At 66.4% G+C, this 23,753-nt stretch carries 22 protein-coding genes; 7 read left to right on the forward strand and 15 right to left on the reverse strand.

Annotation, left to right across the window (positions count from 1 at the left end):
* Positions 1-10 precede the first annotated feature (10 nt).
* The 4 genes from ACMZ91_RS07555 (at position 11) to ACMZ91_RS07570 (ending at position 4,603) form a co-directional block, all read left to right on the forward strand.
* Positions 11-760 carry a hypothetical protein gene (locus tag ACMZ91_RS07555; protein WP_049463342.1) on the forward strand — a complete coding sequence of 250 codons (750 nt, stop codon included), beginning with the start codon at positions 11-13 and terminating at the stop codon, positions 758-760.
* A 415-nt stretch (positions 761-1,175) separates the two neighbouring features.
* Positions 1,176-3,212, forward strand: a complete 2,037-nt coding sequence (fusA, locus tag ACMZ91_RS07560) for an elongation factor G (RefSeq protein WP_049463343.1) — start codon at positions 1,176-1,178, stop codon at positions 3,210-3,212.
* 252 nt (positions 3,213-3,464) lie between these two features.
* Complete coding sequence (locus tag ACMZ91_RS07565; RefSeq protein ID WP_005409616.1) at positions 3,465-3,737, forward strand: hypothetical protein; 273 nt, start codon at positions 3,465-3,467, stop codon at positions 3,735-3,737.
* 110 nt (positions 3,738-3,847) lie between these two features.
* Positions 3,848-4,603 carry a SapC family protein gene (locus ACMZ91_RS07570; RefSeq protein WP_032127340.1) on the forward strand — a complete coding sequence of 252 codons (756 nt, stop codon included), beginning with the start codon at positions 3,848-3,850 and terminating at the stop codon, positions 4,601-4,603.
* Here the strand turns inward: ACMZ91_RS07570 and ACMZ91_RS07575 are convergent, their stop codons facing one another.
* From ACMZ91_RS07575 to ACMZ91_RS07630, 12 genes are all read right to left on the reverse strand, one after another.
* A complete protein-coding gene (locus ACMZ91_RS07575; RefSeq protein WP_080356584.1) occupies positions 4,604-6,928 on the reverse strand; it encodes an ATP-binding protein in 2,325 nt (774 codons plus the stop codon).
* Positions 6,925-7,551, reverse strand: coding sequence for a LuxR C-terminal-related transcriptional regulator (locus ACMZ91_RS07580; RefSeq protein ID WP_049463344.1), 627 nt, complete (start codon positions 7,549-7,551; stop codon positions 6,925-6,927). The genes ACMZ91_RS07575 and ACMZ91_RS07580 overlap by 4 nt, the downstream gene beginning before the upstream one ends.
* Before the next feature lie 164 nt (positions 7,552-7,715).
* The gene (locus tag ACMZ91_RS07585; RefSeq protein WP_032127338.1) at positions 7,716-8,243 is read right to left on the reverse strand and encodes a GNAT family N-acetyltransferase; all 528 of its coding nucleotides are present in this window, start codon (positions 8,241-8,243) and stop codon (positions 7,716-7,718) included.
* Positions 8,244-8,378: 135 nt separating this feature from the next.
* The gene (locus ACMZ91_RS07590) at positions 8,379-8,912 is read right to left on the reverse strand and encodes a lipocalin family protein (RefSeq protein ID WP_049421983.1); all 534 of its coding nucleotides are present in this window, start codon (positions 8,910-8,912) and stop codon (positions 8,379-8,381) included.
* Between the two features lie 8 nt (positions 8,913-8,920).
* Positions 8,921-9,994: an SAM-dependent methyltransferase gene (locus ACMZ91_RS07595; RefSeq protein WP_049463345.1), complete on the reverse strand. Its 1,074-nt coding sequence runs from the start codon at positions 9,992-9,994 to the stop codon at positions 8,921-8,923.
* Entirely contained in the window at positions 9,991-10,776 is a 786-nt protein-coding gene (locus ACMZ91_RS07600) for a DUF1295 domain-containing protein (RefSeq protein WP_049463346.1), read from the reverse strand. Before ACMZ91_RS07600 ends, ACMZ91_RS07595 begins: the two co-directional genes overlap by 4 nt.
* Positions 10,773-11,318 carry a DUF2878 domain-containing protein gene (locus tag ACMZ91_RS07605; RefSeq protein ID WP_049463347.1) on the reverse strand — a complete coding sequence of 182 codons (546 nt, stop codon included), beginning with the start codon at positions 11,316-11,318 and terminating at the stop codon, positions 10,773-10,775. Before ACMZ91_RS07605 ends, ACMZ91_RS07600 begins: the two co-directional genes overlap by 4 nt.
* A 1-nt stretch (position 11,319) precedes the next feature.
* Positions 11,320-12,579, reverse strand: a complete 1,260-nt coding sequence (locus ACMZ91_RS07610) for an SAM-dependent methyltransferase (RefSeq protein ID WP_049463348.1) — start codon at positions 12,577-12,579, stop codon at positions 11,320-11,322.
* On the reverse strand, positions 12,576-13,343 hold the full coding sequence (locus ACMZ91_RS07615; RefSeq protein WP_049463349.1) for a DUF1365 domain-containing protein: 768 nt from the start codon (positions 13,341-13,343) through the stop codon (positions 12,576-12,578). The genes ACMZ91_RS07610 and ACMZ91_RS07615 overlap by 4 nt, the downstream gene beginning before the upstream one ends.
* A complete protein-coding gene (locus tag ACMZ91_RS07620; protein WP_049463350.1) occupies positions 13,340-14,617 on the reverse strand; it encodes an NAD(P)/FAD-dependent oxidoreductase in 1,278 nt (425 codons plus the stop codon). The genes ACMZ91_RS07615 and ACMZ91_RS07620 overlap by 4 nt, the downstream gene beginning before the upstream one ends.
* A 1-nt stretch (position 14,618) precedes the next feature.
* Positions 14,619-15,569: an acyl-CoA desaturase gene (locus ACMZ91_RS07625; protein ID WP_414576494.1), complete on the reverse strand. Its 951-nt coding sequence runs from the start codon at positions 15,567-15,569 to the stop codon at positions 14,619-14,621.
* Positions 15,570-15,651: 82 nt separating this feature from the next.
* A complete protein-coding gene (locus ACMZ91_RS07630) occupies positions 15,652-16,419 on the reverse strand; it encodes a hypothetical protein (RefSeq protein ID WP_049463449.1) in 768 nt (255 codons plus the stop codon).
* 135 nt (positions 16,420-16,554) lie between these two features.
* Between ACMZ91_RS07630 and ACMZ91_RS07635 the strand changes: the two genes are divergently transcribed.
* From ACMZ91_RS07635 to ACMZ91_RS07645, 3 genes are read left to right on the forward strand one after another with little or no spacing between them, the layout of a single operon-like run.
* Entirely contained in the window at positions 16,555-17,178 is a 624-nt protein-coding gene (locus ACMZ91_RS07635; RefSeq protein ID WP_049463352.1) for a sigma-70 family RNA polymerase sigma factor, read from the forward strand.
* Complete coding sequence (locus ACMZ91_RS07640) at positions 17,175-17,849, forward strand: ChrR family anti-sigma-E factor (RefSeq protein WP_049463353.1); 675 nt, start codon at positions 17,175-17,177, stop codon at positions 17,847-17,849. Before ACMZ91_RS07635 ends, ACMZ91_RS07640 begins: the two co-directional genes overlap by 4 nt.
* A 13-nt stretch (positions 17,850-17,862) precedes the next feature.
* Entirely contained in the window at positions 17,863-18,555 is a 693-nt protein-coding gene (locus tag ACMZ91_RS07645; protein ID WP_049463450.1) for a Rossmann-fold NAD(P)-binding domain-containing protein, read from the forward strand.
* Positions 18,556-18,557: 2 nt separating this feature from the next.
* Here ACMZ91_RS07645 and ACMZ91_RS07650 read toward each other — a convergent pair whose 3' ends face one another.
* From ACMZ91_RS07650 to ACMZ91_RS07660, 3 genes are read right to left on the reverse strand one after another with little or no spacing between them, the layout of a single operon-like run.
* Positions 18,558-20,957: a response regulator gene (locus ACMZ91_RS07650; protein ID WP_134950582.1), complete on the reverse strand. Its 2,400-nt coding sequence runs from the start codon at positions 20,955-20,957 to the stop codon at positions 18,558-18,560.
* A complete protein-coding gene (locus ACMZ91_RS07655) occupies positions 20,950-21,417 on the reverse strand; it encodes a response regulator (RefSeq protein WP_049463355.1) in 468 nt (155 codons plus the stop codon). The genes ACMZ91_RS07650 and ACMZ91_RS07655 overlap by 8 nt, the downstream gene beginning before the upstream one ends.
* A complete protein-coding gene (locus tag ACMZ91_RS07660) occupies positions 21,414-23,651 on the reverse strand; it encodes an ATP-binding protein (protein WP_049463356.1) in 2,238 nt (745 codons plus the stop codon). The genes ACMZ91_RS07655 and ACMZ91_RS07660 overlap by 4 nt, the downstream gene beginning before the upstream one ends.
* Between the last annotated feature and the right edge of the window lie 102 nt (positions 23,652-23,753).

The raw sequence follows: 23,753 nt of genomic DNA on the forward strand, positions 1-23,753 counted from the left end.
GACTGATGTGATGATCCGTACTGTTTCACATGGCGTGCTGCTCTCGGCAATGGTCGCCTCCGTATGCGCCGCCAGCACCGCGTCCGCATCCTCGGTCTCCCTGATCAAGGCCGCCGAGCAGGCCTCGCTGATCGAGAGCCGGTATTCCGCCGGCGGGGGCGCTCCGGTGGTTCCGGTGACGACCCGCTATTTCGCCAGTGATGAAGTGCTCATCAGCTGGGATGACCAGCAGGTGCTGATGCTGTGCAGGGAGGCGGTGTACCTGCAGATTCCTGCCGGCAAGGCAGGTGACGTTGCGCTGGCCGCTGAACAGCGGCAGATGATTGCCTATCAGGCAATGATGTCCGGCCTGGGTTCGCTTGCGGCCGTGGCCGAAGCGGCGGGGGATTCGGTGGTGGTGGCGGACGACGGCAGCGAGACCCGTCGCGCGGGTGAGAGCAGCTGGGCCTACGGGGTGGAACGCCATGACGTCACCACCCAGCGCATGGCCGATGGCGCGCTGCGGATCCGGGCACGCAAGACCGAGACCGTGAACAAGGCCAAGCCTGCGGAGCCGGACGACATGTTCAGTACCGAAGACGACCAGGTGGCGCGACTGTCGGAGCTGGCGCCGGTCGGCAGCTGGACCGAGGTGGTGGTCCATGGCGGCCCGCGCCAGGCGCAGGTGGATCCGGCGATGTCGTTGAAGGGATGGATCTCGATGGGGGACGACCAGGCTGCGACGGTGGGTGAGGCGCGCAAGCTGCACAAGTGCAAGTGAGGTCAGCTGGGGTCAGAGCCCTTTGCCCGTGGCCAAGGGACCGGACCCCAATCGCTGTCGGCTTCATCGTTCCATTTATGTGCGCAATATTCACTTGCGCGCCAGATTGGCAGGTCTAGAATACGCGCCATGAACCGGATGCCGCTCCTGAAGTTTTTCACCCTGACCCGCGCAAGCGCGGAACGGGCGTGTCTGCCTGGAGCCCCACGAGGCCGTTGAAGCGGCCATCGCTGGACCTTCGACAGAGCGCCCTCCGGGGCGCTCTTTTTGTTTCCGTAGTTCCATTCCCCGTAACCCGGTGTACCGCAAGGAGAACGTGCCATGCACCAGATCGCCGAGACCGAACGCTAGCCGCGCGCCCTGTCGCCAACCGGGGTGCGCGGCCCCCGAAGTTGGCTTTGCAGGAACCTTTCTCATGAACACCCAAGTCCTTTCCCGTCGTCGCAATCTCGGCATCATTGCCCACATCGACGCCGGCAAGACCACGCTGACCGAACGCCTGCTGTGGAAAAGCGGCGAGATCCATCGCGTCGGCGAAGTGCACGACGGCAATGCGACCACCGATTTCTCGGAGATCGAGCGCGAACGTGGCATCACCATCGGCGCCGCCGCCGTGCAGGCGCAGTGGGCGCCGCGCGACCTGCCGCCGCATCGGCTGACCCTGATCGACACTCCCGGCCACATCGACTTCGCCATTGAAGTCGAGCGTTCGCTGCGCGTGCTCGACGGAGCCGTGGCTGTGTTCTCGGCGGTGGACGGCGTGCAGCCGCAGTCGGAGACGGTGTGGCGCCAGGCGCGTCGCCATCGCGTGCCGCTGATCGCGTTCGTCAACAAGATGGATCGCGTCGGCGCCTCGTTCGAGTGCGTGCTGGAGCAGCTGCAGGACAAGCTGAGGGCGCGGCCGTGGGCGCTCGGTGTGCCACTGGGCAGCGAAAGCGACTTCAACGGCTGGGTCGACCTGGTCGATGAGCGCGTGCTGCACTGGCAGGATGGTGCCGTAACCACGGTGACCCCGTGGGACGACGCGGCGCGCACCCTGTGGCAGCCGCAGCGCGACGCACTGGTCGAGGCCGTGGCCGACCACGACGAACTGCTGGCTGATGCCTGGCTGGAGGGTCGCGTGATCGATGCGGAACTGCTGCGCGCGGCGATCCGACGCGCGACGCTGGCCGGTGCAGGCGTGCCGGTGCTGGCCGGTGCCGCGTTCAAGGACAAGGGCATCGAGACGCTGCTGGATGCGGTGGTCGATTACCTGCCGTCGCCGCTGGATCGGCCTGCCGTCACCGCTGAAAGCGAGAGCGGCGAGGTGGTGCTGCCGCCGGATCCAGACGGTCCGCTGGCCGGCCTGCTGTTCAAGATCACTCACCAGCAGCACGGCGCATTGAGCTTCGTGCGGCTGTACTCGGGCACCTTGAAGGTCGGTGATGCCGTGGCCAGTTCGCAGCATCCGCAGGGTCGACGTGTCAGTCGCCTGGTGCGGGTGCAGGCCGACCAGACCCACGACATCGAACAGGCTGTGGCCGGTGACATCGTCGCGGTGCTGGGCTGGAAGGATGCGGTCAGCGGTGAAACGCTGAGTGGCCGTGCGCAGCCGCTGCGGCTGGAGAACATCCAGGCACAGGCGCCGGTGCTGGCCTGGCGGCTGGAGCCGGCGCGTGCGGCCGACCTGATCCGGATGGCGCAGGGCCTGGCCAGTCTGGCCCAGGAAGATCCCTCGTTCCGCGTCGAAACCGATCGCGACACGGCGGAAACCCTGGTCTGGGGCATGGGCGAGCTGCACCTGGAGGTGATGGTCGAGCGCCTGCGCAGCGAGTGGAAGGTCGAGGTGGGCGTAGGTTCGCCGCGCGTGGCCTACCAGGAGACACCGCTGCGAGCGATGACCGGCGTGGTGGGGCGGCTGGTCAAGCAGACCGGTGGCCAGGGCCAGTTCGCGCACGTGGTGCTGGATGTGTCGCCGCGCGAGGACGACCAGGTCGTGTTCAACGACCGCATCGTCGGTGGCGTGGTGCCGCGCAGCTTCATCGCGGCGGTGGAGAAGGGCGTGCGTGCCGCGCTGTCGGAAGGTCCGCAGGGCCATCCGGTGGTCGGTATCGAGGTCAGTCTTGTCGATGGCCAGACCCATGCCAAGGACTCGTCGGAGATGGCGTTCCACCGTGCCGGTGCCGAAGCGGTCAAGGCGGCACTGGTGGAGGGCGGTACGCAGCTGCTGGAGCCGGTGATGGCGGTGACGGTGCATTCGCCGTCGGCGTCGGTGGGTGATGTGGTGGGCGATCTCAACCGCCGCCATGGTCGCATTGCCCGCATCGACGACCAGGACGGTCGCGCCGAGGTCAGCGGCTTTGCGCCGCTGGCGCAGCTGGTGGGTTACACCACATCACTGCGTTCGCTCAGCCAGGGGCGGGCCAGCAGTGAGGCGCACCTGCATGGTTACGAGCCGGTACGCGCTGCATGAGGAAAGGTGAGGGAGCCCGTTCGCGGGCTCCCTTTTTTTGTCGTCGGGAACGCCCATCCACGCATGGCGTGGATCTACCGGGTGATCGGGTTGCAGGCCCTGCAGTAGATCCACGCCATGCGTGGATGAATTCGCATCGACACCGGGATAATGCACTGCATCGCAACAAAACTGCAGAAAAAGCTGGATTAAAGTGATGCCTCACGATAAATTGCGCACCCCCCGTTGCTCGCCGCCGCCCGCACCCCTCTCATGCGTGATGACAAAGACCCCGGAACCCTGGAGCTGACCCTGCCGCGAAAGCGCGGTCGTCCGCCCAAGTTCGGGTACGCAATGAGTGACGCGCAGCGCGCAGCGCGCTACCGCGCGCGCCGGGCCGGGCAGGCCAACCATGCCGATGTGCGCTCCTGCTCGGACATGGTGCTGCTGGACAAGATCCGCGCTGCTGTGAGCGCGCGCGACACCGAGCTGGCCGGGTTCCTGGTCCACGTCCTCTGGCAGCGCTACCCCCTGCAGTTGAAATAGGCCGTCGGTGGGGTGGCCGTTGTCATCGAGCTTGTTGATAATGCGGGATTCAGGTTGTTCCCGCTGGCGCGCCCGGGATGGCAGGCGCGCATGATCGAACGGTTCCCAAGATGACGACCACCAGCGACACCACCACCGAAGCGGCGCCGAGCAGCGCCCCCCTGTTCTACACCCGTCCGGTGCCGCTGCAGGCCGATGTGCATGCCGATCTGCGCATCCTGCCGGGCAGGCTCGAGTTTGCCGCCGGCAACAACGCCATTCCGCTGGTGCTGGGCGAGTTCTCGCTGGCCCTGCACCACTTCCCGATCCTGTTCGCCGGCCCGACCGCCGTGCCGATGGCAGCCGTGGGCGTGTCCGACCAGAACCTGTTCATCAAGGACGGCCTGTGGGAAGACGAGGCCTATATCCCGGCCTACCTGCGTCGCCACCCCTTCATCTTCATCGACACCGGTGCAGACAACGACTTCCTGCTGGGCATCGACGAAGAGAGCGCGCGCGTGGTCAAGGGTGGTGACGAAGGCCAGCCGCTGTTCGTTGATGGCAAGGCCACCGACATGGTGCAGCAGGCGTTGGAGTTCTGCGGCCAGTACACCCGCGAGCACGAACAGACCCAGGCCTTCTCCAAGGCGCTGATCGACAACGGCCTGCTGGTCGAGCGCAACGCCACCGTCCGCACTCCGGATGGCCGCGAGTTCAATCTCAACGGCTTCCTGGTGGTGGACGTCGAGAAGTTCGTAGCGCTGCCGGAAGCGACCGTGGTCGAGTGGCACCGCAGCGGCTGGCTGGCGCTGATCCATCAGCACCTGATGTCGCTGGGTCGCTTCAATGACCTGACCCGTCGCCAGGTCGAGCGCCTGGCGGCCTGATCAGGCCGATGGTGCGGCTTCCGCCTTGCGGGAGCCGTGCCACTGCTGCAATCCCCGCAGCAGTCGCCGCGCCTCGACCCAGTCAGGCGCGGCCTCATGCCCCAGTTCCCACAGGTCGGCCGCCGTGCCGGCCTGATCCGTTGCCCGGCACATCTGCAGCGTTCCCTGCAGCCGGTGTGCATGATGGCGCAGTGTCGAGGTATTGGCGTCCTGCACGGCCTGTTCAATCCTGGCCAGTTCATGGGCAATGTCCGCAGCGTAATCCGGCTCGGCGCCAGGGGTGTCATCGGGCGCGGTGCCGTGCGCCGAGGGCGGCAGGTCCAGCGCCTGCAGCAGGCTCGCAACCTGCAGCGGCTTGACCAGGATGGCGTCGAAGCCGGCCCTTCGGCAGCGTGCCGCGTGCCGGCGCCCCATGCGGGCGGACAGGGCAATCACTCGCAGAGGTGCCTGTGCCTGCGCGCGCAGCTGCTGCGCCAGTGCATAGCCATCCGAGCCGCGAAGCCCGATATCCAGTACTACCGTGCCGCGCGGTCGTAGCGCATGCTCGGCCAATGCGGCGTCGGCATCGGCAACCGCGCGTACGTCGGCGCCCAGCCGACGCAGTTGCTCTGCGACGACATGCCGGCTGAGTGCATGATCTTCGACAAGGAGCAGGTCGATGCCGGTCAGTGGCGTCTGCTGCAGCGGCTCGATGGGCGGCTGATCGCCGTGAACGGCGCGGACCGGCAATCGCAGGGTGAAGCGGCTGCCGCGCCCATGCACGCTGTGTGCGGTCAGGTTGCCGCCCATGGCAACGGCCAGTTCGTGCGCAATCGTCAGACCCAGTCCGCTGCCGCCACGTCTCTGGCCATCCTCGTTCTGCTGGAATGGTCGGAACAGAAGCGCCAGTTGAGCGGGTGCGATGCCGATGCCGCTGTCGATCACATCCAGCAACAGCTCCCGGGGAGACAGGGCGGGTTGTAGTTGCAGGCGCACCTCGATACCGCCGACATCGGTGAATTTCAGTGCATTGCCCAGCAGGTTGTCGACAATCTGGCGCAGTCCATCAGCATCGAGCACAACCACCGGCGCTGGATCGGGCGCGCGATCCAACTGGAGTGACAGCCCTCTCCGCAGTGCCTCCGGCCGGATTGCTTCCAGTGCGCGGGCACAGAGTTGGCCGACGTCGCAGGGCGTGGGATGCGGCCTGAAGCTGCCGCTGGCAAGGCGCGAGAACGCCAGCGAGCGATCAAGCAGCCTGCGCAGCGAGTGGCCGGCGGCAAGGGCAGCCGCGAGCAGTTCACGCTGCCCCTTGGGCAGGTGTGACTGGCTCAGCAGGTCGATCGAAGCCAGTACTGTCTGCGCGGAATTGCGCACTTCATGGCTGATCATTCCCGCCGCGCGCCCGAGGCGTTGTTCCGCTCGGCCGATTCGCCAGCGTAACGCCTGCCAGAGCACGGGCAGGCCGATGAGTGCCGCGGCCAGGCACAGCAGCCAGAGCAGGAGCGGGGAACGCACACGATCCAGTGCGCTCTCGATGGATGTGGGCAGCATCTGCTGCGCCCACAACTCCAGCAGGCCTGCGTGCTCTTCGAGGGTGATGGCGCGCAGCGCCTGATCGATGCGCGCCAGCAGCTGCTGGTCCTCCCGGCGGACAAGCAGGTGCAGATCGGTGGAGAATTCGCTGTCGAACGGGTGCAATTGCAGGCTTCCCGTGAAGTGCTGCCGGATCATCGAGTGCAGCGTTGCTTCCAGGCCGATCGCAGCATCGGCGTTGCCGCTTTCAACAGCGGCCAGGGCCGCATGGCGGTCCGGGAGATGCAGGAGGCGGATCCGGGGGTGGTGGATCGTCAGCCAGTCGGCATAGGGGCCGCCGTCAACCACGGCCAGCAGCTGCGCCCTCACGCCGGTGATGTCACGGGGCGGGTGCTCGCCTTTACGCACAGCCAATACCGTCTTGCCGCCATGGAAGGCGCCGGAGGCCCTCAGGTCGGGACAGGGAAGCGGGTGATGCGAGGGGCTGCCCATGACCAGCACCAGGTCGGCCTCGTCCCGGCAGACGGCAGCGACCGCTGCGCTCGTGCTGGGGTAGTTGAGATCGCGGAAGCGCAGGCCGGAATGCCGAGCCACAAGCCTGGCATAGCCATGGGCGAGGGTGGGCAGTGCGCTTGAATCCGCCAGCGTTGGGGGGAGCGGTCGCAATGATGGCGCGGTGGCAACCCGCACTTCGCGGCCGGCGGACCATCTCCGCAACTGTGCATCCTCGGCCGATGCAGCCGGCAGCAGGATCAGGGCCAGCAACAACGTGCACGACGTGCGCAGACGGAGGCGAACGCGCCGCCTCATTGGATCTCCAGCTGCTGCCGCAGTGCATAGATCTCCGCATCATTGCGCAACCCGAGCTTGCGCAGGGCCGCGACCTTCTGGGTACTGACCGTCTTGACGCTGCGGTGGCGACGCAGCGCGATTTCCGAGACAGTCAGGCCGGCCAGGAGCAGGTCCAGCACTTCGCGTTCATTGCGGCTGAGTTCCTCGCGGCACGCCGGGAACAGGCAATCGGCAGGGAGGCGGCACAGCCCCTGCGAGATGCGCACGATGGCATCAGACAGCATCTCCAGGGGCTCGGACTTGCTGACTACGCCGGAGATGCCGGTCGCCAGCAGGTGGTCGATGCGGGTGGATGGCGTCAGCGTGGCGAAGGCGAGCAGGGGAGTATGTGGGAAGCACTCGCGCAGCAGCGGAACCAGCTCATCACTGCTGCGGTCGCCAGGCGCCAGGGTGAGATCGATGATGGCGACATCCACTGCCAACTGGCGCAGGCTGCCGATGAGCTCATCGCTGCGGGTGTGGCTGGCGACAATGCTGAAGCGGACGTCGTGGGACAGGTGCAGGGCGGTGCCGCGGCGGACGATTTCGTGATCGTCGAGGAGTGCCAGCCGCAGTCGGCGCGGTGCAGGATATCCATTCATGCGCAGGGAGGTGATCGGCGCCCGCAGGGCGTGGCGATCATTCTGGCGCCGCTGTCGCGTCGAGCATCGAACTTGTTGGAATTTTGCGATTATTCCTAAGAATCGATGCGTAAAGCCCATCAATTCAATGCCGCCGATTGATGAGGTGGATCGTCAGTACCCAATCAAGCGCTTCGGGGTACTTCGCTCGCGCTGCGCAGGTCGCGGGCCATTTCGCTGGTCGCAGCCCATCCGAGATCCGCATACAGTGGTTTCCCTTGGGTGGTAGCGTGCAGCACCGCGTAGGCCACCGCTCGTCCGGCGAATGCATGGTCGGCCAGTTTCATCAGTTGGCGGGCGATGCCGCGACGCCGATAGCCGGGCTCCACGTAGACATTGAGTACGTAGCCGCGCGTGTCCTGCTCTGGATGGGCGGGGTGGGGCGGCCAGTCGATCAGCATCAGGCCAATGCCTGCGATGGGTTGTCCATTGTCGGAAAGGACATGGCCGAAGTAGTCGCCTGACACCAGGCGCGGTTCGAGCCAGGTACGGAACGGGGCCGCCATCTGCTGAAGGATCTCTTCGCTCCGGCCGCTTTCACGGAACATCGCTTCTCGGTGAGCGCAGATGAGGTCGAGGTCGCACGGAAGGATCTGCCGGACTTCGAATCCATTCCAGGAGGTTGTGATGGCATCGTCCGCGGGGCTGTTCATCGATCGTGTATCCGTTCCGGCCTTGCTGGCCTGCCCAGCATCGTATCTGCAGGGCGCGTCGCGAGTGCACCACGTTGCAATGATTGATGATCGACTGATGCTCCAGGACGATCGACCCGGGCAGAAGGTGCCGCGTCATCGCACCGATTGCGGCACCCGCCTCAGCTTGCGGGTGTCGTAACCCATGGCCGCAATCCGCTCGACCGCCTGCTGGTAGTCACTGTCCGACACCTGCGGGGTGCGGGCCATGTACCAGACGTAATCGCGCTTGCTTCGTGCCACGATGGTCTGGCGGTAGCTTTCATCGAGCCAGGCGATCACGTACTCAGCCTGGATCGGCCAGATGAACTGCATGCCCCAGACCGCGCCGTTGCCTTCCTTCTCGACACGGCCGATGGGGTGCATGGACTTCTGTGGCGCTTCGAAGCTGCCTTTGCGGTACGTGAAGGTGGTCTGGATGCGTCCATCGGGGCGCAGGGCATAGCTCTCCACGGCGTCGAAGGCTTCGCGCTCAGGGCGCGACGGGATATGCGCGATCACGTACCAGTCGCCCATGAAGCGCGGCACATCCACCGACGGTGGACGCGGCAACGGGCGGGTGTCGCTGGAACTGCAGCCGGAACCGAACAGGCCGACCGCGATCAGGGGAAGCAGCGGAAACATGCGCATCGGGCACCTCAGCGGGGTCGGAACAGATAGTGGGCCACCAGCCACTGCTGGCCGTCGTCGTAGCCGAACAGTTCGGCACATGCCATCCAGAACATCCGCCAGCGCTGCCACCAGACCTTCGCTGCAGCCTGGCCGTAGGTGGCGATCAGCACCGGCATCACCTGCTCGCGGGCGGCATCCTGGTTGGCCAGCCAGTGGTTGGCCGTTCGCTGGTAGTGGGTGCCGTTCAGCAACCAGCGTTGATCCAGGCGCAGGTCGCGCTGGAAATGCAGCAGCGTGTCGGCCGCCGGCATCAGTCCGCCGGTGAAGAAGTGGCGACCCATCCAGTTGTCGCCGCCGTCTGTCTCGAACGGGTACATCAGTGTGCGATGGGCGAAGATGTGCACGAACAACGCGCCATCCGGTTTCAGCCACCGTGCGATGCCTGCCATCAGGCGCTGGTAGTTGCGTACGTGCTCGAACATCTCCACCGAGACACAGCGGTCGAACCGGGCCGTCGGCAGATCAAGTTGATTGACGTCACGGGTCAGCACCTCGACGTTGTCCAGGCCGCGCGCCTGGCACTGCGCCATGATGTGCTGGCGTTGGCTGTGCGAGTTGGAGACGGCGGTGATATGCGCTTGCGGGTAGCGTTCGGCCATCCACAGGGTCAATGAGCCCCAGCCGCAGCCCAGCTCAAGAATCTGCTGGCCATCGGCCAGTCCGGCGCGCTGGCCGTACAGTTCCAGCATGGCGTCCTCCGCCTGGTCCAGCGTTTCGCGCCCGGTGGGGTAGTAGCAGCTGCTGTACTTCAGTCGCTTGCCCAGGCAGGCTTGGAAGAAGGCTGCCGGCACTTCATAGTGTTGGCGGTTGGCTGCGTCGGTATGCAACGCGAGCGGGCTGTCGGCCAGCTCGGCGATGCGCCGGCTGAAGCGTGCCGATTGGCCTTCGATGCCACCCTCGCTTTCTTCATGCAGGCGCTGCGCGCACAAGCGGCGGATGCCCGCACGCAGCGCCGCATCGGGGACCAGCCCGCGTTCGGCCCAGGCGATCAACCCGGTTTCCGCATCTTCGGCTGGGTTCAGTGACGGGATCGCGCTCATGCGGCATGCTCCTTGGAAGAACGGGGAAACCAGGGAAAGAACATCGGTGTACTGCGCTGGTAGGCGCGATAGTCGTCGCCGCGGCTGCGCAGCGCCTGTCTCTCGGTGAATGGAATGCCGCTCAGATAGCGCAGGAACACGTACATCAGCAGCGGGCCGGCCCAGGCCAGCCACCACAGTGGCGAGCCGACCGCGAGCAGGACATAAGTGAACCAGTGCAGCCACTCGAAGAAGTAGTTGGGGTGGCGGGAATAGCGCCAGAGCCCGGCGCGACAGGTGCGGCCCCTGTTCGCCGGGTCGGCGCGGAAGCGCGCAAGCTGGCGGTCGGCCAGGCTTTCGCCGCCGACGCTCAGCAGCCAGACCAGCGCTGCGGCCACCACCCACAGGGTCAGGTCGGTCCGAGGATTGGCAGCCACCGCCACGAAGGGCAGGGCGAACAGGACGATCAGCAACGCCTGCGCCATGAAGAAGCCGAAGATCTTGCCCTGGTGGCCGTGCCAGTATTGGCGCAGGTAGCGGTAGCGTCCGTCCTCTTCTTCGTGACGGACCCGGTGCCACAGGTGCAGGGCGAGTCGACTGCCCCACAGGCCGCCGAGCACGCCCAGCGCGATCCGCGGCATCACCGCACCGTCGCCCAGCAGCGCCAGCAACAGCGCCGAGGCGCCCACGCCCTTTGCCCAGAGCACATCGACCACGCCGATGTTGTGGTGGCGGCGCTGCCAGGCCCAGCCCCAGCTCATCACCAGTACGGCGTACAGCAGGACCCACATCAGATTGATCATGACGACGCTCCTGCGAAGGGCGGCTGCGGGATGTGCATGCCGCGACGGGCGGTCCGGCACAGCAGGGAAAGCGCAATGCTCCAGCCCGCGCCCAGCACCAGCAGTCCTGGCCATACAGGATCTGCGAACCGCACTGCGTCGAAACCGCGTGCGGCAGACAGATAGGCCAGCGGTGCCAGCAGCAGGCCGAACAGGGCCGGCAGGGCCGGGTGGCGCTGCAGGAAGCGCATCGACGTGGTCAGCGTCATCGCGAACGCCGCCCACAACGCCATGATCCACGGCGGTGGCGCCCAACCCAGTGGGGCCGCCGCGTAGCGCACCGTGCCGCTGGCGGCGGCACTGGCGTCGACCAGCCATGCGCAGGCCAGTGCCAACATCAACAGCCGCAGATCCAGCCGGGGGCGCGGTGAGGTCAACAGCTGGCTGCCGATGTAGAGCGAAGCGGCCAGTAGCGCGGGCCACTGCCAGCCGCGGCCCGCGCCGGCCACGGCACACAGCCAGACCAGCTGGTTGCCGAGCAGATTGGCCCAGAAGCGATGCATGTCAGTGGCTGCCGGTTGCAGCGAAAATGGGCCGGTGGTCCGGACGGGCCAGCAACAGATGCGAGACGCCGATCGAACGTTCCAGGAAGCCACCCTCGCAATAGGCCAGGTAGAATTCCCACAGTCGGCAGAAGCGCGCGTCAAAGCCCTGCGCCTGCACTGCCGGCAGCTGGGCCAGGAAGCGTTGGCGCCAGGCGCGAAGGGTCAATGCGTAGGAGTGGCCGAAATCCTGCTGGGCGATCAGCTGCAGGTCGCTGGAGCGCGTTTTGGCGGCCATGATCGCGTTGATCGATGGGATGAAGCTGCCCGGGAATACATAGCGCTTGATGTAATCGACGCTGCGCCGGGCCTGTTCGTAGCGGTGGTCCTCGATGGTGATGGCCTGCAGCAGGGCAACGCCATCAGGCTTGAGCAGGCGCTGCAGCGTGGCCATGTAGGTGTCCAGGTATTCGGCGCCGATCGCTTCGATCATCTCGATCGACACCAGCTTGTCGAACTGGCCCTGCAGGTCGCGGTAATCCTGCATCAGCAGCGTGACCTGGTCCTGCAGGCCCGCCTCCCGTACGCGCCGGGCGGCCAGCGCATGCTGTTCCGCAGAGATGGTGGTGGTCGTGACATGGCAGCCGTAGTGCCGGGCGGCATGGACCGCGAAACCACCCCAGCCGGTGCCGATTTCCACCACGCGGTCGCCGGGTTTGAGCTGCAGCTGCTGGCAGATGCGGTCGAGCTTGCGCCGCGAGGCCGATTCCAGCGGTTCGGACTCACGGGCGAACAACGCCGACGAGTACATCAGGTCCGGCGACAGGAACAGGGCAAAGAAATCGTTGCCCAGGTCATAGTGCGCGGCGATGTTGCGGCGGCTGCCCTCACGGCTGTTGCGGCGCAGGCGGTTCCAGCCCCGCAGCAGCCAGCCACCCACGCGGGCCGGGCCACGCTCCATGCCGTCCAGCAGGTCGCGATTGCGTACCAGCAGCCGGATCAGTGCCACCAGATCATCACAGTGCCATTCGCCCTGGATGTAGCTTTCACCTGCGCCCACACTGCCTTGCGCTGCAACCTTGCGATAGAACCCCGGGTCATCGATGGTGACGGTGACATGCAGTTCACCACGGGCATCGCCCAGCCAGACTTCGCCGAGTGCATCGCGCACGCACAGCCGGCCGTCGCGCATGGGGGCAAGCTGGGCCAGCAGGCGGCGGCGCAGGAACGCGTCCAAGGCGCCGGGGCGCGGCAGGGCAACCCAGGGAGTCATCGAGTTCATCGCGGTTTCTCGGCAAGAGTGGGGTGGTCGTGCACCGGGTTGCGTTTCAACCACAGCCGCAGTGCGTGCCAGTGAATGGCGGCCACCACCTGGGTGGTCATCAGGGGATAGCAGGCCAGGACCCGGGCCAGCCCGCGGCCATCCAAGGCACGCCGCTGCATGGCCTGGGTGGCATCAAACTGGCGCACGCCGTCCCGCCAGACCTGCATGTGCACGCGCAGGTCCTGGTCGGGGCGGTTGAATCGCCAGTCGTAGCCGCAGTCCATCGGCATGAACGGCGAGACATGGAAGCACTTGTCGAACTGCCAACGCAGTGAGCTGCCTTCGTGCGTGGCGGTGGCGACCGGCAGCACATAGGCGTGCCGTTCCTTCCAGGGCGTGTTGGTGATCTCGGCGACAATGCAGTCCAGCGTGCTGCCGTCGGCCTGGTAGCAGTAGTAGAAACTGACCGGGTTGAACACGTGCCCGGCAAAGCGAAGATGGGTGAGCAGGCGCACCGGGCCGGTCGGCCGGTAGCCAAGAGTGTGGGCAGCGTGATCGCGGATGGCATCGGCCAGTGGCCGTGCGGGATCGCCGAAGTAGTCGCTGCGGCGGAACTCGGCCAGGTTGCGGCGATTGACCGACCACAACCAGCGCCCATCGAACACCGTATCGAGTTCGTCCAGATCGAGCAGCAGCTGGGCGATGGGGTAACGGAAGGCATGCGGGTGCGGATGATGCCGGCGATGCATCACCTGCCCGATGTAGAGCGCGCTGGCACTCATGCCGCCACCTCATCCGCGGCGGATGCCAGCCGATGTGGAGCGCAGGCCTGCAGGGCATCGACCACGCGGCGGGCGCTGCGGATGCCATCCTCATGGAAGCCCCAGCCCCAATAGGCGCCTGCGAACCACGTATGGCGACGGCCCTGCAGTTCCGCCCAGCGCTGTTGCGCGCGCACTGCGGCATGGTCGTGCACCGGGTGGGCGTAGCGCAGCGTACGCAGTACTTTGGCCGGATCGATTGCCTCGCTGCGGTTGAGGGTAACCACCAGGGGCGTATCGCCGGGCAGGCCCTGCAGCAGGTTCATGCAGTAGCTGACCGTGCAGGGCGCGGCGCGATCCTCTGGCACGTGCGCGTTCCATGCCGCCCACGCCTTGCGGTTGCGCGGCAGCAACGAGGCATCGGTATGCAGTACGGCCTCGTTGGATTGATAGCGGATGGCGCCGAGGACCTCACGCTCGATGGCATCGGCGTCGGCCAGCAACGCCAGCGCCTGGTCGCTGTGGCAGGCCAGGATCACTTCGTCGAAGGCCTCCGCGCCGGCCGCGCTGTGCACGCGTGCACCCCAGGGCATGCGTTCGACCATCCTGACCGGGCATTGCAGCCGCTCATGCACCCGCCAGCGGCGGCGCAGCGCATCCACGTAGCGCGCCGATCCCCCGCTGACCACCCGCCAGCTCGGGCGCCCGGTCATCTGCAGCATCTGGTGGTTGGCCATGAACTGGGCCAGGTAGCGCGCCGGGAAGTCCTGCACGGTGGCGGTCGGTGAGGACCACAGTGCCGAGGCCATCGGCAGCAGGTGCTCGTCGATGAAGGCCTCGCCATAGCGCTGGCTGCGCAGGTACTCGCCGAGCGTGGGGCCGTCTTCCTCGGCCAGCAGCAACGGCGCATCCCGATAGAACCGGCGCAGGTCGGCCAGCATGCCCCAGAATCGAGGTGACACCAGGTTGCGGCGCTGGCAGAACAGGCCATCCAGCGAGGTGGCGTTGTACTCCACGCCGCTGCGCTCGCTGTGCATCGAGAAACTCATCGTGGTCGGCTGCGAAGCCACACCCAGCTCGTCGAAGATCGCGGTCAGCAGCGGATAGTGCTGGGGATTGAACACGATGAACCCGGTATCCACCGCCATGCGGGTGCCATCCACCTGCACGTCGTGCGTGTGGGTATGGCCACCGAGGTAGTCGTTGGCCTCGAACAGCGTGACGTCGTGCTGGCCATCGAGCCACCAGGCACTGGCCAGCCCCGCGATACCCGAGCCGATGACGGCGATGCGCATGTCAGTACCTCGCCTTGGCCAGGACCCACTCGGGGATGGGCTTGAGACCTTTGACCAGGCCCAGCGCCGCCATCGCGCGCAGTCCGTACCAGGTCAAATCCACTTCCCACCAGCGGAAGCCCTGGCGGACAGTGCCGGGGAAGAAGTGGTGATTGTTGTGCCAGCCTTCGCCGAAGGTGAGCAGCGCCAGCCACAGGTTGTTGCGGCTGTCATCGCGTGTATCGAAGCGGCGGCGGCCGAATCGATGCGCCAGCGAATTGATGGTGACCGTGGCATGGAACAGCACGATGGTGGAGATGAAGAAGCCCCACACCAGCAGCTGTGGGCCGGAGGTGTGCAGGCCCGGTACCCAGCGCTCCAACCCGGCGCCCAATGCATACAGCGCTGCGGCCAGCAGTACCGGTACGGCCGTATCGAAACGGTCCAGCCAGCGCAGTTCGGGGAAGCGCGCCAGGTCCGGTACCCGTGACAGATCGGTGGCGAACGCCTCGCGGGTCAGGAACCAACCCATGTGGCTGCGCCAGAAGCCGCCCTCGCGTGGCGAGTGCGGATCCAGCGGCTGGTCGGCATGCCGATGGTGATGGCGATGATGGGCGGCCCACCAAAGCGGCCCACGCTGCACGCTGGAGGCGCCGATGACAGCGAACACGAACTGCACCGGCCGCGATGCCTGGAAGCTCCGGTGCGAGAAATAGCGGTGATAGAACGCCGTGATGGCGAACATGCGCACCGCATAGAGCACTGCGGCGACGATCACCGCTGTCCATGAGATTCCGACCCAGAGCACAGCGATGCAGGCCAGGTGCATCAGTGCGAATGGCACGGCGCGCAACCAGTCGATGCGGCCGGGCTGTTCGCCGGTGGTCTCTGCGACGTTGCCGGTGTCGATCCAGCGCTGCAGCGTACGCAGCAGGCGCGAGCGTCGATGGGGGAGGGGCGCTACAGAGGCCATTGGGGGATCTCGGCGGGTGTCGTGTCTACCTGTACGCAGCAGCGCGTGCAATGGATGCGCTGCGACGCGAAGAATCTCGACTTCACCTGGGCGTCACGGCGCAGCGGTCGACCAGAGGACGCGTCCAGGCCTGCTGCCATTCCGCGGCAGTTTGCTCGGCAGCTGGCGAGCTGAAGCGCACCGTCACCTGCGGGTAGCTGCCGCGGGCATCGCGCAGGTTGCTGGTGCCGCGGAATTCCAGCAGGCGGCGGTCCGTGCTGGCATAGACCAGTGACAGACGCGGGGCGATGCCGCCGTACCAGGTGTCCAGACTGACGTCGATCGACTGCCCATCGATACCCTGCCAACGTACCGGACCGATGCGCCGCACCTGCACCGGGAAGTAGCGCTGCCGCCCCGGCACCAGGAAGGGCAGGCTGATGCGTTCGCCGCGCAGCAGCGCCGGCCAGTGCAGGCGCACCGCGGCGTCGAACCCTGCATCGATCACCGCGTCCGGCGGCAGTTCAAGCCGGCGCTGATGCGGCTGGCTGGCGGCATCTTCCTTCCAGGCAATCGACACCGAGTCGCCAGTGGCGTCGACTTCGGCGGTCTGGCCGCTGCGGCGGTCCTGCAGCGAATAGCCCCGTGCCTGCGGGCGGGCGCTGGCGGGCAGATGCTTGCGGGCGAAGGGCTGGCCATCCGGGCACTGGTACAGCACCCAGCGCTCGGCACCCTCCGTTGCCTCGCGCCGCCAGTGCACTTCACGGTAGAGGATGTCGCCCTGCGCGGAGGTGGCTACACCCTCATTTCGCAACCAGGGTGCCGCCAGCGCGGCATGGGGCAGGCACAACAGCAGCCAGGCAGTGCGCATGGTGTTCATCCGGAAGCGGAGATCTCTCAGGTCATACGGCGGGGGCGCCCGGTTGGATGCGCAGTGCCGACTGCATCCAATGGCTGCCCCTGCGCGTACAGAGGACAGACCTTCACTTGCCCGCCGCGAACGCAGATGTACCCTGACGCCGCCAGCACACTCCTCAACTTCGATACCGCACGCACCGTGTCCAGTTCCCAGCAGCCGAGCAGCGAGCCGACGAACTGGACCGGTGACATGGACGGCGTAGCGCGGCTGCGCGACCGCGAGTGTTTCATGCGGATCTACGACTACTTCATGCCGCGGTTGTGCGTGTACCTGCGCGGCCTGGGCGCACCCGATGCCGTAGCCGAGGAGCTGGCGCAGGAATGCCTGTTGCGCCTATGGCTGCGGGCCGCCGATTTCGATCCGGCGCAGGGTGCGCTGAGTACGTGGTTGTATCGCATCGCCCGCAACCTGCATATCGATCGAGTGCGCCGTGAGCGCAGCTGGATGCAGGTGCAGGCGGCGGTGGAGGACGCGGCGACGCTGGATGTGATCGAGCGCAGCAGCGCCGAGCAGTTCGCCGACCAGGCGCGTCTGCGCCAGCGCATCAACGAGCTGCCGGCGGTGCAGGCGCGGCTGGTGCGGATGTCCTATTTCGAGGCCAAGAGCCACAGCGAGATCGCCGAAGCGCTGGGCATGCCGCTGGGGACGGTCAAATCGCACCTGCGCCGTGCCTTCCTGCAACTGCAGGCGAAAGTGGGAGGTGTGCTGTGAATCCGCACCACCACCTGCACGAATCCACGCTGATGAGCTATGCCGCGGGTGCGCTGCCGGCGCCGTTGAGCATCGTGGCCGGTGCTCATCTGGAGCAGTGCCCGCATTGCCGTCAGCGCCTGCGCGATGCTGAGGCGATCGGTTCGGTACTGCTGGAGCAGACCCAGCCGCCTGCAACCGACACGCGGCGTGAACAGTTGCGCGATGCCATGCTGATGCAGCTGGCCACGGAAACGCCGATGGCCATGGCGGAATCCCTGCGCCCTATGCCGAAGGAGCGGCCCGAGGCCGATCCCGATCATCTGCCGGCGTCACTGCATCCCTACTTTGGCACCTCGCTGGGTGACCTGCGCTGGCGCTGGATGGCGCCGGGGGTGCACTGCATCCGGGCCGAACAGATGCCCTCGCTGATCATGCTGAAGATCGCCCCCGGCAAGTGCCTGCCCATGCACAGCCATGGCCGCAGCGAGCTGACCCAGATCCTGCGCGGTTCCTACAACGACGCGCTGGGGCTGTTCGCGCCGGGTGACGTTGCGGATCTGGACGAGGAGGTGGAGCACCAGCCGGTGACCGCGCCGGGTGTGCCGTGCATCTGCGTGTCTGCGTTGGATGCGCCGTTGGTGTTCAGCGGTTGGCTGGCGCGGAAGATCCAGCGTTTCGTGAAACTCTGAGGCCGGTGCGATGATGGTCGGGACGGGTGCATTACGGATTCTGTTGACCGGTGCCGCAGGCCTGGTCGGGCAGGGTGTGGTGCTGGCCTGCCAGCGCTCACCGCAGGTTTCCCGCCTGACCGCGCTGGTCCGTCACCCCGGCAGTCTGAGCGGCACCGGCAGCGAACTGATTGTCCCGGACTTTCTGCGTATCCAGGAGCGGGTGGAGGAGCTTGCCGGGTTCGATGCATGCCTCTACTGCGCCGGTGCGCCACCGGTCGGCACCGCCGAGGCCGAGTACCGACGCGTTACCGTGGACACCACGCTGGCGGTGGCCCGTGCCTGGGCGGTCGCGAATCCCGAGGGATGCTTTCTGTATGTATCCGGTGCGGGTGCAGACCCTCAGAGCCGGCTGATGCCGCTGAGGGTCAAGGGCGAGACCGAAGTTGCTTTGCAGGCCCTGCCGCTGCGCTCGGTGATGCTGCGCCCGGGTGGCGTCAGGCCGGTCGCGGGAACCGGCACCCGTCATGCCCTGTTGAAGCCCTTGTACTGGGGCGGCGCGCCGTTGATGAAGCTGGCCGGTGCGATTGCGCCTTCGTTGATGACCAGCAATCTGGCCCTGGGCCAGGCGATGATTGCACTGGCCGCCAGGGAGCATCCGCCGGCCACGGTGGAGTGCGCGGACATCAACCGGATCGCCGCTGGCATGCGCGATCCGGCGTCCTGACCTCAGTGCGGCGTCGCCTCCAGCGCGGTGCGCACCGCCGCTGCAAGATCACTGCGGGTAAACGGCTTTGGCAGCAATGAAACGGCGCGTCCCTGGCTGCCCACCTGGTCGTGGTCGCGTGGATAGCCCGACGTGAACAGGACGGCGACTTCCGGCCAGCGTTCACGTACTTCGTGCACCAGTTCCCAGCCCGACATGCCGGGCATCACCACGTCCGAGAACAGCAGATCCACCTTGGTGTCGGGGCGTTCCAGCAGCCGCAGTGCGGAGGGTCCGTCGTGGGCTTCCAGCACGCGGTAGCCGAGCAGCCGCAGCGCATCCACCGTGTGGGCGCGGACATCGTCATTGTCCTCGGCCACCAGAATGGTTTCCTCGCGCGGTGAGTAACCCGCCAGGCCGGTCTGTGGGGTGCGTGCTTCGCAGGGCAGCGCCAGCGCCGAACGCGGGAACATCATGGTGATGCTGGTACCGCCGCCTTCCACCGAGTCGATCAGCACGTGGCCACCGGACTGCTTGACGAAGCCATGCACCATGGACAGGCCAAGCCCGGTGCCGCGGCCAACCTGCTTGGTGGTGAAGAACGGCTCGAACACGCGCGCCAGGGTCGCTGCGTCCATGCCGTGGCCATTGTCGCGCACCCGCAACATCACGTACTCGCCTGGCGTTGCATCGGGAAACAGGGCGGCGTAGTCGTGGTCGAGGTGGCTGTTGTCGACTTCGATCACCAGCCGGCCGCCATGCGGCATCGCATCGCGGGCATTGACCGCCAGGTTCAGTACGGAGGCCTCCAGCTGGCTGATGTCGATCTCCACGCACCAGATGTCCTCGGCGTTGCGGATCTCCAGCTGCACCAGCTCACCCAGTGCACGCTGCAGCATGTCGTGCATGTCCAGCAGGCGTTCGTTGAGGTTGGCGGCCTGGCTGTGCAGCGGCTGGCGACGGGCAAACGCCAGCAGGCGCTGGGTCAGGCTGGCGGCACGGCCGACGCCTTTCAGTGCATTGTCCAGTGCACGGCTGACCATTGCCCCGGGTTCTCCGGCGCGTTCATTGAGCAGCATGGCGTGCTCGACGTTGCCGGAGATGACCGTCAGGATGTTGTTGAAATCATGGGCGATGCCGCCGGTGAGCTGGCCGACCGCCTCGATCTTCTGCGACTGGCGCAGTGCGTGTTCTGCCTGAAGCCGCGCGGTGGTTTCCACCGCCTCGGAAACCACGGCGGTGACCACGCCTTCGGTATCCAGCAGCGGGCGGAACGAGAAGTCGAAGCTGCGCCGCCCGGTCGGGAGTTCCAGTTCCAGTGCATGCAGCGAACTGCGGCCCTGTACGGCTGCGGCGACGGCCTGGTCGATCAGCGCACTGATGCCATCGGTTGTGGCAAACCAGAGCGATTCGCCGAAGCGCGCGCCAACGGTGTCCTTCTTGTCCGCAAGCACCGCGGCCAGTGACGCGTCATTGGCATCAACCACGCGCCCGGACAGATCCAGCAGCACCTGATGCTGGAAGCTGGATTCGAAGATCGCCTGCAGGCGCCGCTTGCTGGCCCTCAACTCGGCGGTGCGTGCCTGCACCTGTCGCTCGAGAATCTGGTTGTCCTCGCGCAGCGCCAGTTCGGCCTGCTTCAACAGTGAAACATCGCTGCCCATGCAGATGTAGCCGACCACGCTGCCATCGGCCGCATGTTCCGGTACGCAGTCCATCTGCACGAATCGTGACTCGCCGCTGCGGTGGACCAGTTCGACCTGGAAGCTGGTGCGCTCGCCCTGCAGTACCCGCTCCAGGCTGGGCAGGGCGTGCTCGAAGGCGGAAATGCCGCTGACATCCCGTGCCGCGCGACCCAGCAGTTCGGCCAGGCTGACGCCGTGCCAGTCCAGGAACGCCTTGTTCGCGAAGCGGTAGCGATGCGCCGTGTCGAGCTGGGCGATCAGCGCAGGGACGGCATCGGTGACCTGCTGCAGCTGCGCCTGGCTGTCATTCAGGGCGGCCTGCGCGTGGGCCAACTGGGTGCGCTCGTACGCCTCCTGGCGGGCGCGTCGGATCGCATCCGGCAGGCGTTGCAGGCGCTGCTTGACTACGTAATCGCGTGCGCCGCGGGTCAGTGCCTGCACCGCCAGTTCTTCGGTCAGCGTGCCGGAGACGAAGATGAAAGGGGTCTGCGGAATCCGCTCGCGTGCCAGTGCAAGGGCCGCATCGCCGTCGAATCCGGGCAGCACATGATCGGCCAGGATCACATCGAAGGCGCGATTCTCAATTGCCTCGATGAAGGCATTGCGGGTCCACAGACGCTCGGCCTCGAAATCGAGGCCGGCACGCTGCAGCTGTGCGCTGATCAGCTCCGCATCAAGCGCGCTGTCCTCCAGCATGAGGATGCGCAGGCGCTCGCTGCGGCGCGATCCATCACGCATTGTGCTGCCCCGAGCCGTTGGGCCGATGCGGCGGGGGCTGGTTGGTGATGCCCCAGAACATGCCCAGCCCCTGGATGGCGTCGAAGAACTCCTTGAAGTCCACTGGCTTGACCACGAATGCGTTCACGCCCAGTTCGTAACTGCGCACCAGATCCTGCTCTTCGCGGGAGGAGGTCAGCATCACCACCGGTGTGCTGCTCAGCTGTGAGTCAGCGCGCACCTGTTCCAGCACTTCCAGGCCGTTCACCTTGGGCAGCTTCAGGTCCAGCAGCACCACTACCGGGCCGCCGTGCATGGCGCCGGCGAACTTGCCTTCGCAGCGCAGGTAATCCAGCGCCTCGGCACCATCGCGTACATGGATGACATCGTTCAGCAACTGGCAGCGCGACAACGCGGCCAGCGTCAGCTCGGCATCCTTGGGGCTGTCCTCCACCAGGAGGATCGGCCGCAGGTCCCTCATGGGTGATCTCCTGTGGAACGGGGTAGGGTGAAATGAATTGTGGCGCCCTTGCCGGGCTCGCCCTCGGCCCAGGTACGGCCGCCATGGCGGCCGATGATGCGGCGTACATTGGCCAGGCCGATGCCGGTGCCTTCGAATTCTTCGACGTGATGCAGGCGCTGGAACACACCGAACAGCTTGTCCACGTAGCGCATGTCGAAGCCGCAGCCGTTGTCACGCACGAAAAAGTGGTCTTCGTCGACGTTGCGCTCGTGACCGACCTCGATAACGGCCTGCTCGCGCTCGCGGGTGAACTTGATCGCGTTGGCCAGCAGGTTCTGCCAGACCAGACGCAACATCGTGGGATCGGCCTCCACCTCCGGCAGCGGCGCAAGCGTCCATTGCACATCGCGTCCGGCGTAGTCCAAAGCCAGGCTCCGGTGCACATCTTCGGCCAGCGCCGCCATATCCAGCCGTACCCGGCCGAGCGTGGAACGGCCCATCTGCGAGAAGCTCAGCAGATCGTCCACCAGTGTCCCAGCGGATTTGGCCGACTCCACGATGGTATCCAGGAAGCGGCGCTCGGTATCGTTGAGGCGTTCGCCGGCCGAGCTGCCCAGCAGCTCCGAATAACCGACGATGTGGCGGAACGGCGCGCGCAGGTCGTGGCTGACCGAATAGGAAAACGCTTCGAGCTCCTTGTTGCTGCGGACCAGCTGCTCGTTGAGCTCGGCCATTTCCTCGGCCTTGCGCAGCACGATATCGACGATGGCCGTGCGCATTTCGTGTGCGGCATCGCAGTCGGCGTCGGACCACGGCAGGCTGCGCTGCTGCACGGTCTCTTTCCAGGCTTCGAATGAACTGCGCGGGGACAGTGCCACGCCGGGCGCCGCCGCTTTGCGTGGGTCGCCACCCCAGCGCACGGTGCGCACCACTTCCGGGCGGAACCACATCAGATAGCTGTCGTGCAGCTGCGAAATGGACACCGCCAGTACGCCGCTGGCCACATCGGACAGGCGCGCGCCGGGCGCCCAGTCGGCTGCCAGATGGTCACTGCAGTACGTTTCCTGCCCGGTCTGCTGGGTAGCCAGCCAATCAGCCAGGGCCAGCACGTCGCTGGCGGGTGGGCACTCACCCACGCGCATGCAGTCGCCCTTGTGCACGATGGCCGCACCGGCAGCGCCGGTCAGCGACAGCAGGCTGGCTTCATCGTGGCGCAGCGCAGCCATGAAATCCTCGTCGCCGGCCATGCGTGCCAGCAGCTTGACCAGCACCGAACGGCGCGCCACGCGCTCTTCGATGGCGCGTGCACGCTCCTTCAGGGCGATCTGCAGTGACAGGATCTGGCCCATGAACTCGCAGGCAGTGCGCACGTGGTAGGGCAGGCGGCGTGGCTGCACCGTGTGGCAGGACACCAGGCCCCACAGCTGGCCCTCGTGCACCAGCGACACCGACATCGATGCGCCGGTGCCCATGTTGCGCATGTATTGCAGGTGCACGGGCGAAACGCTGCGCAGCACGGCCAGGCTCAGGTCGGTAGCCGGCGCGTCGCGATGGTCCTCGGCCCGCATCAGCGGGGTAGGGGTATAGCTGTTGTCCGCGATCAGGCGCACCCGATTGCGGCGGTACAGCTCGCGGGCCTGCGCAGGAATGTCCGACTCGGGGAAGCGCAGGTCCAGGTAGGACGGCAACAGGCCGTTGCCATCCTCGGCGACCACGATGCCGTTCCAGCCGGGATCGAACTGGTAGACCAGGGTGCGATCGAAGCCGGTCAGCCGGCGCATGTGCGCGGCCGCCAGCTGGCACAGATCTTCCACGGTGGTAGCCGATTCGATGCCGGTCATCAGTTCGCGGATCGACGGATACAATTCTTCCAGCGAACCAGGCTGGCCGGGAACCGGCGCCTCCAGCTCGATCAGCAGATCGGTGGCGGAGCGATGCACCAACAATTGATGGCGGCCGTGGCCATCCAGGTGCACGGCGCCGACATGCGCGCTGCTGCCCACCGTGGCCTGCTGGAACAGCGCCTGGAAGGGCGCCAGCACGCCGCCCAGTACCTCGCTGACATGCTGCATCAACGGTTCGCCGAACTGCTGCAGCAGGCCGGGATGACTGACGGCGCGCTCGCGCACCCGCAGGGACTGCGGTTCAACGACCAGAAGCACGCCGTAGGGCTGGATCGCGCCGGGGGTGTGGATCGGTTCGCGCGCGCAACTGGACAAGGCAGTGTCGTGCGTGGACTCGGCAGAAGGCATCAAAGGCGGGACTCATGATTCGTGGATGGCTGGAATGGCCCAGCGTTGCATCCGGCATGCACGGATGGTGACGCAAAATCGTGCATTCGCATACCGGTACGT

The organism is Stenotrophomonas sp. FR024 (assembly GCF_047500745.2).
Classification (GTDB): Bacteria; Pseudomonadota; Gammaproteobacteria; order Xanthomonadales; family Xanthomonadaceae; genus Stenotrophomonas; species Stenotrophomonas maltophilia_A.